The following is a 13,930-nucleotide window of genomic DNA, read 5'->3' as shown; positions in this document are numbered from 1 at the left end:
TTTGTATATGTATATTCACATGGCTGTCTACAAAATGCTTTTACTGTAGGTCCACAAACAAAAACTGGCGATACTAAAGCCGCCAGCTTTCGTGTTCTTATCCGTTAGATCCTTTTATACCGCGTCGTCCTTGAAGGCAACACCTTCTACTTTTACGTTCACTTCCACGACCCGCAAACCCGTCATGCTTTCGACGGCTTCTCGCACATTTTGCTGAAGTATTCGGGACACTTCATGAATAGGTGTTTCGTAGACCACGATAATACGTAGATCAATGGCAGCTTCGAGCTGTCCGACCTCCACAGATACGCCTTTTTGCACATTTTTACCGCTCAGCCTTTTGGCCCAGCCTTCTGATAAGCCGCCTGACATTGCAGCAATGCCTGGTGTTTCTAGTGCGGCCATCCCCGCAATTTTACCTACGACATCGTTGGAAATCTTGATGTTTCCTGCTTCCAGTTGTTGAATTTGCTCTGCCATGACCTATGTCCCCCTTCATGCATCCTTTATTTGTATTGTAAAGCCTCTGCCACTGCAAATGCAAACCTTACGTATGAAAAACGACTTTCGTTTACAACCTATACCATTTTGGGTATATTAATTTAGAAAATCCGTACAAGTGACAGCATTCATCAAACTTGTACACATTCACTGATATCGAGGTGCTCTTCATTGAAAAAATGGTTATCTCCCGCTTTGCTTATAGCGACATTTGCTCTTAGTGCAGTCGCTCATTACACGCATTGGAACGCTATCGCCCAATTCATCATTTGTGCCATCGCTGTCGTGTTCGTAGCTGGTTTTCTCGGCAAAGCGACCGAAAGCGTAGCACATTATGCCGGACAACGTCTGGGTGGATTTTTAAATGCCACCTTTGGCAACGCAGCCGAACTGATCATCGCCATCTTTCTGATCAAAGAAGGTCTTTATGATATGGTAAAGGCTAGTCTTACCGGTTCCATCATCGGCAATCTGCTGCTGGTGCTCGGAGCGAGTCTGTTCGCTGGCGGATTGAAATACAAAGTGCAAAATTTCAATGTATCGCTGGCTTCACTAAGCGGCTCGCTGATGATTGTGGCTGTGATCGCTTTATTCGTCCCGGCTGTCTTTTTGAATACACATGTCATCACAGATAGCGAATCGGACACGCTCAGCCTCATTGTAGCAGGCACGCTCATTATCGCCTATATTGCGTGGCTGATTTTTTCCATGATTACACATAAGGACTATTTGGACGATGTGACCGAACAAAAGGATGAAGAATTGCCGCATGAGCATACTCCGGTGTGGTCAAGAAACAAGTCCATTCTCTATCTGTTGCTGGCTACCGCTATGGTCGCGTTTGTCAGCGAATGGCTGGTAAAGACACTGGAGGTATTTACGGTTCAGTTTGGGCTCAGTGAACTGTTCGTAGGTGCGTTCCTCGTCGCAATTGTTGGTAATGCAGCCGAACACAGCGCTGCTATTTTGCTGGCAATGAAAAACAAAATCGGCGCATCCGTCGAAATCGCAGTGGGCAGCAGTCTGCAAATTGCGCTATTTGTTGCACCTGTGCTGATTTTTGTCAGTTACTTTATGGGAAACACAATGAATATCGTGTTCACCACCATTGAGCTGGTTGCCATTGCCGTCTCTGTATTTATCGCCAAATCCATTACTCAGGACGGTTCAACCAACTGGTATGAAGGTCTGATGCTGCTAGTGGTGTACGTCTTGTTAGGTGTATCCTTTTTTCTTATATAAAGTTAACAGGTGCTCAAAAACGATGAATTCTCTCTCCGTTGAAAAATTGGGATGTATTAAATAATCTGAACTTAAAAGCTTCTTATCGTGCCACTGCGTAGTCGGATGGTGCTTCGCTTGTACAGCACCATTCCGACCACCTTTACACAAAAAGGCATCAAAAAAAAGCATGCTCTCAGACTCCGCATGCTCTCATTCATTCAAACCGTCTTTCTAATTGGCCTTATTGTTCATGGCCTCATATAGAATAGCCAGATTGCGTTCCAGCTCACTGACCAGCTGTTTACCTACCATTTCCGGAAGAAGTCCAGCGCGAACCGCAAAATCCACTTCCTTGGAAAATCCGTACATCTGAGTATCCAGCACTTCCTCATAGAGAGGGCAATAACGGGTTGCCAGATTCTCCATCTGTACTTCAATAAGCTTCTTTATTTTATCTGCATCTTCCTGAAGCAGATTAATGGCCTTGATATTCAATTGTTCCTGCAACTCAGATGAAGTCATGGATTCTTCCCCCCTATGTCTCAATGTCACACAAGACGTCCTAACCTTAATATTAGACCAAATTGCAGGCTAATACAAGAACCTGACAAAAAAAGCATCCCTACAGTTACAGGTAGGAATGCTTCTGCTTATGAATAAAGTTAGTTGGCTACTGATATGTGCAGTCCGTGCTTCTTGAATACCTCAATAATTGCTTCTTTGGCTTCCTCGGCATCAGGCCCGTGAACGTGCAGTTCATAACTATGGCTGCTGACCAAGGTCGTAAACAAGCCCAGTATACTTTTTACATCAATATACTTATTTTCGGAATGAAGGACGATGGAAGAAGTGAATTTGCTCGCCGTCTGTGCAATTTCAACAACCGCCGCATTATTGTTGGACATCGTAAGATCCCTCGCTTTATTGGATTGTCATGTATCACTGCTTATTCATTATGATACATTGAAATCGCTTTCTCATCAAGAAGGGATATCGTTATTTCAAGTTTTCAGGATTTAACGGCTCCAGCTCAGGCAGTACAAAAATACCATCTTTACGGATCAGAACATCATCAAAATAAATCTCACCGCCGCCATATTCCGGACGCTGAATCAATACCAAATCCCAATGAATCGAAGAACGGTTACCGTTATCCGCTGTTTCATAAGCTTGACCTGGTGTAAAATGCAAGCTGCCAGCAATCTTCTCATCAAACAGAATATCCTTCATCGGATGTAAAATGTACGGGTTAAACCCGATCGCAAACTCACCAATATAGCGTGCTCCCTCGTCGGAATCCAGAATATCATTCAGTCGTTTCGTATCGTTGCTCGTTGCTTCCACGATTTTACCATTTTCAAAACGGAATTTGACATTCTCGAAGGTGATGCCATTATAAAGTGTTTGCGCATTATAGCTAATGGTTCCGTTAACAGAGTCACGTACAGGCGCACTGTAGACTTCACCATCTGGAATATTGCATTGACCCGAGCATTTAACGGCCCCGATTTGCTTGATAGAGAAATTCAGATCCGTATCTGGTCCCTTGATTCGCACCTTGTCTGTTCGATTCATCAGGTCTGCCAGCGCATCCTGTGCTTTGTCCATTTTAGCGTAGTCCAGATTGCACACATCGAAATAAAAATCTTCGAACGCTTCTGTGCTAATGTTCGCCAATTGAGCCATGCTGTCATTCGGATAACGCAGCACGACCCATTTTGTATGTTTTACCCGTTGCTCGCTATGTACCGCATGCTGATAAATGGAATTGTACATTTTCATTTTCTCTTCTGGTACATCTGACAGATCATTTACATTTGCTCCTGCGCGAATCCCGATGTAGCAATGCATTTGCTTCATTCGGTTGAGGTCAATTTCAGCCCAGGTTTCCAGCATTTCCCTTGTCGCATGGCGAAGCATGGCACTCTGTACTTTACGGTCCGTAAGCTGAACAAAGACATTGCCGCCTTTTTTGCCCACTTCATGAATGATGGCGTTCAGCAAATCGCGCTCCCCACCGATCATTTCAATCAGCACATTTTCTCCTGGCTGCACTTCAACTGAGTATCCTACCAGGTTTTCCGCCAATTTAAGTATTCTGGGATCTTTCATGAATTGTCTCTCCTTCTCTATTTCATTCTTTTTGAACAATGGTTAATTCAAAATCCATTGTATCACGCCCGCCCCGTTACTTGTAGCCCTCAAACGCAACTTTGGTAATTAGTTCTTCTTCATGCATTTCTTCATTCGCTTCCTGCCTGGAAATTCGGCAATCTGATGATAGCTTCAAGGGTAAACCCGTTTGGCGATCTATAGTCAAATGATACACAGGCTGCACAACAGAATGGTCCAGCTGGCGGTTCAGTTCCTCGTAGCTTTGCGCCCATACTTGGTTCAGCTTTTGTTGCACCTCTTGATTTGAACCTTTATGCTTCGTGTCTAATATCACAATTTGATCATTTATTGTTCTCATTTCTTTCATTAAATGTTCTTTCAACCAACGCTTTGCTGAGGTGGGTTCTGGCTCAATCCGCACCACCCAGGTTCCCCTCGCGGCACTGGCCTCCATACGAATCGTCTTATTTAGCGTATTTAGCTCCTCCAGTTCCTGAATCGGATTGAAGCGATCTAACATGCCTTCACCAGCCAAAGCGTTATAACCGGATGCCAGTGCATTCCATTTTCCATGCTGACGAACAAAACGTGCACGTATTTTTTCCTGCCCGAATTTTCCTTTTTTTAGTGCTGCATAGTCCCCACGCTTACGAAAGACCTCCGTAGAGCCCCAGTCCATGACCAGTTCATCGTGATTCCTTACTATCCCACGATATTTAAACTGTTTAAGCATAGGCAGACCGTTGCCAGCTCTAACTCCAGTCCGTCCAGTAAAGGTTAGCATCTCTTTGCCCGCTATTCCTGCAACGGCTCTTTTAAAAATCTGCTCAGGTGTATTTTGCTGTCCCATTAGCGCACAACCACTCAACAAACACATCACAACAAATATAAAAACCATCATAACCCATTGTTTTCGCCAATGCATCCCATCATCCGCCTGTTCTATCCCGAACATCACTGAATCCTTGAGTAAGCATTCTACTCTGAGGCAGTCATGTTACCTGGTTTACTTATTCGTGGTAAGGCTAGCTTCATTTATGTGCACCTTAAAGCTACGATTAGGTTTTCCTGTCTGCAATGAGTTATACAAGACAAAAAAAGAGAACATTCCCGAAGGAGCATTCTCTATGCACTGCCTGCATGATCAATAACGATTCGATTACGTCCTTCATTTTTCGCCTCATACAGCGCCATATCTGCGCTATAAAACAAAGATTCAATGCTGATCTGCTCGTCCAGCCAATTCCATTCGGCAATCCCGCAGGAAACAGTCACACGAGGCTCGGTTTCATGCTGTACGCGGTAACGTATCTTTTCCGCATATTGGAGCGCCTGTAGTACGCCCAGTTGTGGCAAATAGATAGCAAGCTCCTCGCCGCCCCATCTGGCACATACATCCTCATCACGAGTCGTAGAACGAACGATATCACTGACGCTTTTCAAAATTTCGTCACCCGTCTGATGCCCATACGTATCATTCACTTGTTTGAATTGATCAATATCCACCAAAATAAGCGATCCGCAGAAATCCTTTTCTTGATGCTCCTGTATAAATTGATCCACATAATGACGTACATACAGACCCGTTAACATATCCATATTGGCCAACCGTCGCACCTCAGCATGCAGCATAGCGTTGGTTACCGCCAGCCAGATGTGGGGGGCCAGCATTTGCAGCATCTTGTAGTTATCATATGAGAAAAAGTTCGGAAGCTTGCTGGACAATAGTATTACTCCCATGGGAGTGCCGCTGGTTTTCATAGGTACAGCCATCAAAGATAGGGAGTCCGTCAAATTCATAAACTTTGAGGATATCTTCCCTTCTTTTCTATAGTCTGACACAATAACAGGATCACCTGTTTTACACACTAATCCAGCAAACCCTTCATCACGAGGATAACTGTGCAGCCTCACACTTTCCACATTGCTCGACGTGACCATATAATAACTTTCTTCCTGATCAAGCTGCACAATACAGCAAAAATCAGCCTTGAACATTTTCAATAGCTCCTGCATGGCAAACTCGAATACTTCATTTAACTTCAGACTTTGATTTAAGCGCTGAACCAGCTCATTAATGAGACGCAATTCATGAATAAGTATATTCGATTGCTCCAGTAGCTTGGCATTTTCAAATGCAGTGCCAGCTGTATCCGCCATCATAGCGATCAGTTCTACATCCACTTTGTTCATACTATCCGAACCCGATGGAAGAATCATATGGAAAACACCGTACACACCCTGCTTCCCGCGTAACGGAATGCCGATTTCAGTCACTTCATTTTGTAGGCCAATAGGCTCATTGACAGCCATTTGCCCTTTCATAAATGCACGCACACATACATCCTCGTCCCGTTCATGCAGCAGCAATGGTTTGACCTTTGGATTGCGACTGTGCCGATCCTGACTCATATACAACGTAATATCCACTTGGGGAAAGAAATAGGCGATGCTATCAAATACTTCGTTCAGCACGCCTTCCACATCAATTTTGTCATGCATCCGTTTTACAATCTGAAATAAAATAGAGCGACGTCTACCTTCACGATCACTTCGATTCTGCACGCCAAGAATATCTTCCATAAATATATACTCAAACTTCGAATAAAAGCAGGCTCTAAAATGTAAAGCAGCCGCCAACAAAGCATCTTGTCCAGCAAAAACATGTTGTGCAGACCGTGTAAAACGAAGAAAAGCAAACAGATCTCTCTTGTGATTTCGGCAAAGTATGGGAACCATGTACACAAATCCAAGGCTTCCGTCGCGGAGTGTACGCTGGATCACTTCTATCTCTCTGGAAAAGCAGCAACGTTCAACTAAGCCCAAATCCTCATTATCGTCCTCTTCCCTACCAGCAACCCGAACGCCTGTAAAATTAAAAACAGCAGTATCTTCTTCGTTGATCCAGGATATACCATTGCTCTGCTGTAACCAGTTCCGATATCCTTGGACAAGAAGCTGGTCAATATAGGGGAAGTCATAGGGTGTCATATCCATCTTCTGAAGCCAGGCGATAGACGTATATCCTTTATCATCAAACAGCGGAGCACCGCTTGCCTGGACTGTTGTACCGTCAAGCGTTTGCTGATCCGTTGTTGAAAATTCCGACATATTAAGGCGCTCCTTCACAGCAAAATTAGCTGTACCAAGACAGCGGCTATGCACCACTATAGCTCGTAGTATGCTCTATTTTACTCTCAACTTTAGAAATTTGCATCCATTTTTCAGAAATTCGTCCCACTTTTTTAGTTCTTAAGCCCTATCGACAAATTCTGACCTTTTCATTCTTTTTCTCTTCTTGACATTGACCCACTCTTACATATAATATATATTATTGAAAAAGACTGTGCGGCAGAATTATCTACTGTGCGGATCTTAAATTTTGGGCGTAACAGTTTGTGTCACCCTCATCTTTTTTGTTGCTGACAGGACAGCGGCTGAACTTTTCTGTCAGTAGTGCGTCTCACCTTGATTGGTAGCGCCGAACAAATTGGAGCGCAAAGAGAGCCCCAACTCAAATTTTAATTATGAAGGAGTTAACTCTATAATGGCACGTTACACTGGTCCTAAATTTAAATTAAGCCGTCGTCTCGGTATTTCCCTGAGCGGCACAGGCAAAGAATTGAAACGCCCTTTCCCTCCGGGACAACATGGTGCAAACCAACGGAGAAAAATCAGTAACTACGGTATGCAACTTCAAGAGAAACAAAAGCTGCGCCACATGTACGGCTTGGGTGAAAAACAATTCCGTACCCTGTTCAACAAAGCTCAACACATGCACGGTATCGCTGGTGAAAACTTCATGTTCTTGCTGGAAAGCCGCCTGGACAACCTCGTGTTCCGTCTTGGCTTTGCTAATTCCCGTGCAGGCTCACGTCAATTGGTAGCTCACGGTCACGTTACTGTGAACGGTAAAAAAGTTGACATCGCTTCTTACCAAGTAAGCCCTGGCGACGTGATCGGTCTTCGTGAAAGAAGTCGTTCCCTTTCTTCCATTAAAGAAGCTTTGGAAAACCGCAACCACTTGGTTGCTTACCTGGAGTACAATGACGCTGCTCTGGAAGGTAAATACATTCGTTTGCCTGAGCGTGGCGAATTGTCCCAAGATATCGACGAAAAACAAATCGTCGAATTCTACAACCGCTAATCCTTGCATTAGCACCGAAAAGCACCCGAACAAAGTTCGGGTGCTTTTTATATTCCTCATACGTCTAGCCTGCGGCTTTTATTCAATCGGGATATACACCTTGATACTCAAATGATCAGGAAAGGAAGAATTCATCACATCCGTAATTTCAAAATCAGGCCCCTCCCTCCGTTCAAAATTAGAATTGGGAAGCCATGTGCCGTAGATGAAATCTCGTACATCCTGAACTCGTCCATTTGAGCCCGAAGCGTCAAATTCGGCATACTTCCCCGCTGGAATCTCCATATATATGAACCCCTCTGCCAGCTCTTTCGATTCTTCCTCAACTGCCTCGCCCACCACAAATGAAAATGCACCGTCGTCTTCAAAACGACAAGCAATCCCATATGACATTCCCGGTGCGATTTTGTTCGGAATACACATAAAATATTCATTTGCCCCAAAGTGATCATAAAATCCCGGGATTTCTTTATAATGTTGCTCATTGTTTAGATTTGTTTTATACTCATGCCCTATGATTTTAATCGTTTCGAGTTGCCGCATCACCGGCTTATTCACATCCAAATCTCCCTTCGTGTTTTTTTGATAATCCAGAAAATTGATCTTGCTTTGCTCGGGAAGCTCAATATCACTATCGCGATATTTCCCAGGGGTGATACCAAAACTCTTTTCAAAAGCACGGGTAAATGCTTCTTGCGAGTTGTACTGATACTCAATAGCGATGTCTAATACCTTTTGACTGGATTGTTTCAGCCTTGCAGCCGCTTCAGACAATCTTCTCCTTCTTATATATTGTTGAACCGTAAAGCCCGAAATGGCCTGAAAAACCCGCTGAAAATGAAAGGCTGAAAAGCAAGCTTGTGAAGCAACCTCAGTAATTTTCAAATCCTCCCGAAGGTTCAATTCAATAAACTCAATCGCACACTGAATTCGTTTAAAATAGTCCATACAAACCTCCCCCTTACTTGTTATTTTTTTGGTTATTCCCTACACGCAAATAGTGCAAGCCCACGCAATCCATTATGAATAATCCTGCACCTACTTGTTTGATTATTTGTGCTAAGTTTACCACGGCCTTTCACTTGGCAAAAATAAAAAGCAACGCAGAGATGCTATACAGATCTCAGCGCTGCTTGTCAATGGATCTTGAATTATCCAAGCTTGATTTTAGCAAATTTTCGTTTACCTACCTGAACAATGTCGCCTTCCTTCGGCGTGTATGCTTCGTTCACATCGGTCCACTTCTCTTCATTAATTTTGACCGAACCCTGCTGAATACTACGTTTTGCTTCACCATTAGATGCCGCAAAGCCCAGAAGAGTCAGCAGTTGGATCACACGAATTCCGCCTTCTTCCAATTGATCAGCCGTCAAGGTGAACTCTTCGATATCATCAGGCAGCGCACGTTGCTGGAATACAGTCACAAAATGCTGCTTGGCTGCTTCCGCCGCTTCCTCACCATGGTACATGCGTACCAGCGTTCCGGCCAGCTTCATTTTAGCATCACGCGGATGCACTGAACCATCCTGCACGTCTTTTGCCAGATCCGCAAGCTCCTCATTGTTGATATCCGTTGCAAGCTCAAAATATTTCAGCATAAGCTCATCAGGAACGGACATCGATTTCCCGTATATTTCGTTCGGCTCCTCATCAACACCAATGTAGTTCCCCAAACTTTTACTCATCTTTTGCACGCCATCCAGTCCTTCAAGCAGTGGCAGCGTGATGGTCGCCTGCGGCTCTACACCGTATTCTTTTTGCAGAGTTCTGCCCATCAGCAGGTTGAACTTTTGATCCGTTCCTCCCAGCTCGATATCGCTTTTCAGAGCTACTGAATCCATGCCCTGCATCAGAGGGTAGAAGAACTCGTGAATGCTGATTGGCAAGCCGTTTTGGTATCTTTTTGTAAAATCATCCCGCTCCAGCATGCGGGCAACAGTGACCTTGGCGGACAAGGTTACCACATCGGCAAAAGACATCGGTCCCAGCCATTCGGAATTGTAGTATACCTTTGTTTTATCAGGATCAAGAATTTTAAAGATTTGTTCCTTATACGTTTGCGCGTTACGCTGTACATCTTCTTCAGTCAGTTGCTTCCGGGTTTCCGATTTACCTGTTGGATCACCGATTCTGCCTGTAAAATCTCCAATAATCAGCTGCACCTGATGTCCCAGTTCCTGAAACTGGCGCAGCTTGTGCATAACAACCGTGTGTCCGATGTGAATATCAGGTGCAGACGGATCAAGACCCAGCTTGATTTTGAGCGGCTCACCGCTTACCACTGACTTGATAACCTTGCGTTTCAGCTCATCCTCCGGCACAATTTCCGCCACACCCCGCTGAATCACATCAAGCTGTCGCTCTACCTCTACCTGTTGCTCAGGCTTCAATTCTTCCCATTTCATTCTGTATTCCTCCTATTAAATTATCCAAATATTAGATATTAAACAAATCAAAAAGCCCCTTTCATCCCAAGGGACGAGAAGGAGCTACTCGCGTTACCACCCTAATTAAAGAAACGTATGCCAAAACAAGCGCTTCTTTCACTTCATTTCTATAACGGGTCTACACCCGGTACTGGATTACTATCGTCGACTTCACAAATCTGCAAAGGCATTGCCATTCATCCAGACAGCTCCAGACGGTAATTCAAAGATGGGACGCTACCGATTCACACCATCCATCGGCTCTCTGCACAACGTGATTCCACCTTCTACTGAAGTCTTTCTCTGCTTTTCACGATATTTACTTTGACCTATTTATAACATACTGTTTTTGTGTAGTCAACGACACCAAAAGACAGGCTTTTTAGCATATGGGTTCGCTTTGTAATTTTATGCTATAATAATGGCTGTTATAAAGGAGGAAGACTTAATGGTTGAAGAAAAAAACAACGTATCAGAGCCAAAGCCTTCCCGCTTACGGACAACCATGCGAAGGCTCGGCCGTGTCATAAAGTGGGTCATCATCATCGGTTGTATGGGGGCACTGTTCGCAGGAGGAGCAGCCGCCGGCTATATAGCCTCTATTGTCAAAAACGAGCCCGTGCGTTCCAGATCCATGATTGAACAGGAAGTAAATAAGAACGCAATAACGGGCTTTGCTTATTTCAATGATGGTTCTCCCATCGGACAGCTCCGGACAGAGGAAGATCGGCGGCCCGTCACGTTTAAGGAGATTCCGCAACTCGTCATTGACGCAGTCATTGCTATTGAGGATAACCATTTTTACGAGCACAAAGGTGTCGATCTGTCAGGAACGCTGCGTGCTGTGAAACAAAAAGCACTGCATGAGTCCGTACAAACCGGGGGGAGCACCCTGACTCAGCAGCTTGCGCGTCGTGTTTTTCTAAATCTCGATCGCACGGATGACCGCAAAGTCAAGGAAATTCTGCTGTCTCTGCGCCTTGAGCGCTTTCTGAGCAAGCAGCAAATTATTACAGCCTATCTCAACAAAGTACCTTTTGGAAACGGCTCAAGCGGTTACAACGTCTTTGGCATCAAAGCAGCCGCCAAGGGTATTTTTAACGAAAATGATCTAAATAAGCTCAATGTGGCCCAGGCCGCCTATCTGGCAGGACTGCCGCAGCTTCCTTCCTCTTATTCTGCTTTCAACGGTAAGGGCGAGTTTAATGAGTCCGGCTTTAAAAGGGCAATAACTCGGCAACATCTGGTGCTCAGCCGAATGCTCGAAGAAAATAAAATCAATAAAGCTCAGTATGATGAAGCAATGGCTTTTGATATTAAAAAATCTCTTGCACCTCGTACGGTAAAAGCTTATAACACCTATCCATACCTTATGATGGAAACAGAACGGCAAGCTGCGCAGGCACTGATGTCCGTCACGAATCCGGGTCAGGCGGCCAATGCTGGTGCAGATGCAAAGACCAAGGACGATAATGACTTGCTCAAAGAGGCCGAACAACAGCTTCGCACGGGTGGCTATATGGTCTATACCACCATTGATAAGAGCGTATACAAATCCATGCGCCAAATTGCAGAAAATAAAAACAACTTCTCTGCCACCAGTAAAACTAAGGGTGATGAGCAAGCAGCGGCCATTTTGATTCAGCATAAAACAGGCGCAATTCTCGGGATGATGGAAGGCCGGGACTTCCAAAAGGAACAGATGAACTATGCTACTCAGATGGTGCGTCAGCCAGGATCAGCGATGAAGCCCATTGCCGCCTATCTTCCTGCATTGGAAAGTGGTCTTGTGCAGCCCGGCAGCATCGTGGACGACGCTCCTATTATTTTGAAAGACGGCAGCAACGGATATCATATCCCGAAAAATGCCAACAACCGCTATCAAGGATTGGTTACAGCACGTTATGCACTGAATCAATCGCTAAATACGATAGCGCTCAAGCTGTTTAACGAAAAAGTAGGTATTAGCAAGGCTTGGGCTTTCGCCAAAAAGTTGGGCATTACCACCCTGGAACCGAGTGATAATAACGCCCAAACGGGTGTGCTTGGCGGCTTGGCCCACGGGGTGACTGTCGAGGAGCTAACAAATGCCTATGGAGCCATTCCTAACGGCGGTGTATTTAATGACGCTTATATGATTGAAAAGATTGTGGATTCGCAAGGCAACATTGTGTACAAGCATCAGCCTAATCCTGTACAAGCCTTCACGCCGCAAACGGCCTATCTGATGACGGATATGTTGCGTACAGCAGTGTCAGAAGGTACAGGCAGACTGGTGAAGCGTAACTTTAATCAAGCTGGCAAGATTCCGATTGCCGGCAAGACTGGTACTACACAATCCTATACCGATGTTTGGTTCGAGGGATTTACGCCTGACGTTACATTGGGTGTGTGGGTCGGTTACAAGCAGCCTGTTAATAAGCTTGAAACAAAAGTACAAAAAGAGCGTGCACGTCGCTTATGGGCTCTGATTATGAATGAAGTAACGGCCAAGGATTCCCAGCTGTTCCAGACGGACAGCTTCAAGCGACCTGACGGTATTGTAAGCCGTACAGCATCTGCGTATGGATCGGATATTTACAACAGTAAGTATTTACCCAAAAATAGTGAAAATGGTGTTACCCGTGCCAAATATATTACCTATCAAGGTGTGAATTACATTCCACGCGATAGTACACCGGATGATATGCTGTATGAACGAACTGTTCGAAAAAGGGAAAAACCCATCTCAGAATTGATTAAAGAGCTTGAGCAGGCCTTTAGGGTGATGAAACGGCATAACTCGTTGTCCTACTATCTCCCTGAGGATGCAGATAAGGAAGCTCCTACTCAGGTTGATCCACGCACGGACGACGGCGCTGCCCCTAGTGCTCCAGCGGGCGTCAGCGTTAGCTACAGCGATGGAAAGGCCATAATCAGCTTTAGTCCAAGCGGAAACAGCGACGTCGTAGGATATCGTCTCTACCGTTCCACGGATGGCGGCAGTTTCCAACGGCTTGGCCAGGTCGTCATGGCCGATGGCTCCAAGGTGTTCACTGACAGTCCAGGAGGCAGCAGTTCCAGCTATTACGTGACCGCCGTGGATGTAGGCGGACATGAGTCCGAGCCAAGTGTCAAAGCAAACGCAGCACCTGTAGTGCCGCCTGTAAATTCGGAGTCTCCAGCCGTTCCGGGTGCCGGAGATGCAACAGGTGTACAGCCTACAGAGGTTCCTACTGCTCCTGGACAGCCCCAGGCTAAGGCAACAGGCTCTTCTGTAGCACTTCAATGGAGTGCCGGAAAGCCTGCGGACGCTGTTACAAGCTATAATGTGTACTACAGTGAAAACGGTGCGGAGCCCTTTACCAACATCGGTTCTACCACATCTGCCAGCTTTGAATACAAAGCTGGTAAAAAGCCAAAAGGCTGGTTCCGCGTCACTTCCATAAATGCAATCGGCGAATCGGCTCCTTCGGGAGCCGTTCGTCCATAGCTGTAAACAAAAGTAAAAGAGGAAGTCTCCTTAGCCAATATGGCT

Annotated in this window: 11 protein-coding genes and 1 other annotated feature; of the genes, 3 read left to right on the top strand and 8 right to left on the bottom strand. The window is 45.2% G+C overall.

Annotated features, from left to right (window positions below):
* Nucleotides 1–114 precede the first annotated feature (114 nt).
* A complete protein-coding gene (locus KQI_RS0104570) occupies nt 115–480 on the bottom strand; it encodes an Asp23/Gls24 family envelope stress response protein (RefSeq protein ID WP_007431026.1) in 366 nt (121 codons plus the stop codon).
* A 192-nt stretch (nt 481–672) separates the two neighbouring features.
* Here KQI_RS0104570 and cax point away from each other — a divergent pair, with 192 nt between their 5' ends.
* The gene (gene cax / locus KQI_RS0104565) at nt 673–1,743 is read left to right on the top strand and encodes a calcium/proton exchanger (RefSeq protein ID WP_010345542.1); all 1,071 of its coding nucleotides are present in this window, start codon (nt 673–675) and stop codon (nt 1,741–1,743) included.
* Between the two features lie 213 nt (nt 1,744–1,956).
* Here the strand turns inward: cax and KQI_RS0104555 are convergent, their stop codons facing one another.
* From KQI_RS0104555 to KQI_RS0104535, 5 genes are all read right to left on the bottom strand, one after another.
* Entirely contained in the window at nt 1,957–2,247 is a 291-nt protein-coding gene (locus tag KQI_RS0104555; RefSeq protein ID WP_010345541.1) for an Fpa/YlaN family protein, read from the bottom strand.
* Nucleotides 2,248–2,387: 140 nt separating this feature from the next.
* Nucleotides 2,388–2,630, bottom strand: coding sequence for an HPr family phosphocarrier protein (locus KQI_RS0104550; protein WP_010345540.1), 243 nt, complete (start codon nt 2,628–2,630; stop codon nt 2,388–2,390).
* Nucleotides 2,631–2,721: 91 nt separating this feature from the next.
* A complete protein-coding gene (locus tag KQI_RS0104545) occupies nt 2,722–3,837 on the bottom strand; it encodes an aminopeptidase (RefSeq protein ID WP_010345539.1) in 1,116 nt (371 codons plus the stop codon).
* A 76-nt stretch (nt 3,838–3,913) separates the two neighbouring features.
* Complete coding sequence (locus tag KQI_RS0104540) at nt 3,914–4,765, bottom strand: hypothetical protein (RefSeq protein ID WP_010345538.1); 852 nt, start codon at nt 4,763–4,765, stop codon at nt 3,914–3,916.
* A gap of 200 nt (nt 4,766–4,965) precedes the next feature.
* On the bottom strand, nt 4,966–6,951 hold the full coding sequence (locus tag KQI_RS0104535) for a sensor domain-containing diguanylate cyclase (protein WP_010345537.1): 1,986 nt from the start codon (nt 6,949–6,951) through the stop codon (nt 4,966–4,968).
* Nucleotides 6,952–7,387: 436 nt separating this feature from the next.
* Between KQI_RS0104535 and rpsD the strand changes: the two genes are divergently transcribed.
* Nucleotides 7,388–7,987, top strand: a complete 600-nt coding sequence (gene rpsD / locus KQI_RS0104530) for a 30S ribosomal protein S4 (RefSeq protein ID WP_010345536.1) — start codon at nt 7,388–7,390, stop codon at nt 7,985–7,987.
* Nucleotides 7,988–8,065: 78 nt separating this feature from the next.
* On the opposite strand, the gene KQI_RS0104525 is transcribed toward rpsD, so the two are convergent.
* Both KQI_RS0104525 and tyrS read right to left on the bottom strand, forming a co-directional pair.
* Entirely contained in the window at nt 8,066–8,935 is an 870-nt protein-coding gene (locus KQI_RS0104525) for an AraC family transcriptional regulator (protein WP_010345535.1), read from the bottom strand.
* Between the two features lie 203 nt (nt 8,936–9,138).
* A complete protein-coding gene (tyrS, locus tag KQI_RS0104520) occupies nt 9,139–10,392 on the bottom strand; it encodes a tyrosine--tRNA ligase (protein WP_010345534.1) in 1,254 nt (417 codons plus the stop codon).
* Nucleotides 10,393–10,458: 66 nt separating this feature from the next.
* Nucleotides 10,459–10,726, bottom strand: a binding site (T-box leader).
* A 135-nt stretch (nt 10,727–10,861) separates the two neighbouring features.
* Between tyrS and KQI_RS0104515 the strand changes: the two genes are divergently transcribed.
* Entirely contained in the window at nt 10,862–13,885 is a 3,024-nt protein-coding gene (locus KQI_RS0104515; RefSeq protein ID WP_010345533.1) for a penicillin-binding protein 1A, read from the top strand.
* The last annotated feature ends 45 nt before the right edge of the window (nt 13,886–13,930 follow it).

The sequence above is a fragment of the Paenibacillus peoriae KCTC 3763 genome, from assembly GCF_000236805.1.
In the GTDB taxonomy this organism is placed as follows: Bacteria; Bacillota; Bacilli; order Paenibacillales; family Paenibacillaceae; genus Paenibacillus; species Paenibacillus peoriae.
Note: the sequence above shows the minus strand (reverse complement) of the source record. Positions and strands in the feature narration are given on the sequence as shown.

Coding starts and splice junctions, on each gene's coding strand:
- KQI_RS0104570 (WP_007431026.1), bottom strand. CDS start 480: ATGGCAGAGCAAATTCAACAACTGGAAGCAGGAAACATCAAGATTTCC.
- KQI_RS0104555 (WP_010345541.1), bottom strand. CDS start 2,247: ATGACTTCATCTGAGTTGCAGGAACAATTGAATATCAAGGCCATTAAT.
- KQI_RS0104550 (WP_010345540.1), bottom strand. CDS start 2,630: ATGTCCAACAATAATGCGGCGGTTGTTGAAATTGCACAGACGGCGAGC.
- KQI_RS0104545 (WP_010345539.1), bottom strand. CDS start 3,837: ATGAAAGATCCCAGAATACTTAAATTGGCGGAAAACCTGGTAGGATAC.
- KQI_RS0104540 (WP_010345538.1), bottom strand. CDS start 4,765: ATGCATTGGCGAAAACAATGGGTTATGATGGTTTTTATATTTGTTGTG.
- KQI_RS0104535 (WP_010345537.1), bottom strand. CDS start 6,951: ATGTCGGAATTTTCAACAACGGATCAGCAAACGCTTGACGGTACAACA.
- rpsD (WP_010345536.1), top strand. CDS start 7,388: ATGGCACGTTACACTGGTCCTAAATTTAAATTAAGCCGTCGTCTCGGT.
- KQI_RS0104525 (WP_010345535.1), bottom strand. CDS start 8,935: ATGGACTATTTTAAACGAATTCAGTGTGCGATTGAGTTTATTGAATTG.
- tyrS (WP_010345534.1), bottom strand. CDS start 10,392: ATGAAATGGGAAGAATTGAAGCCTGAGCAACAGGTAGAGGTAGAGCGA.
- KQI_RS0104515 (WP_010345533.1), top strand. CDS start 10,862: ATGGTTGAAGAAAAAAACAACGTATCAGAGCCAAAGCCTTCCCGCTTA.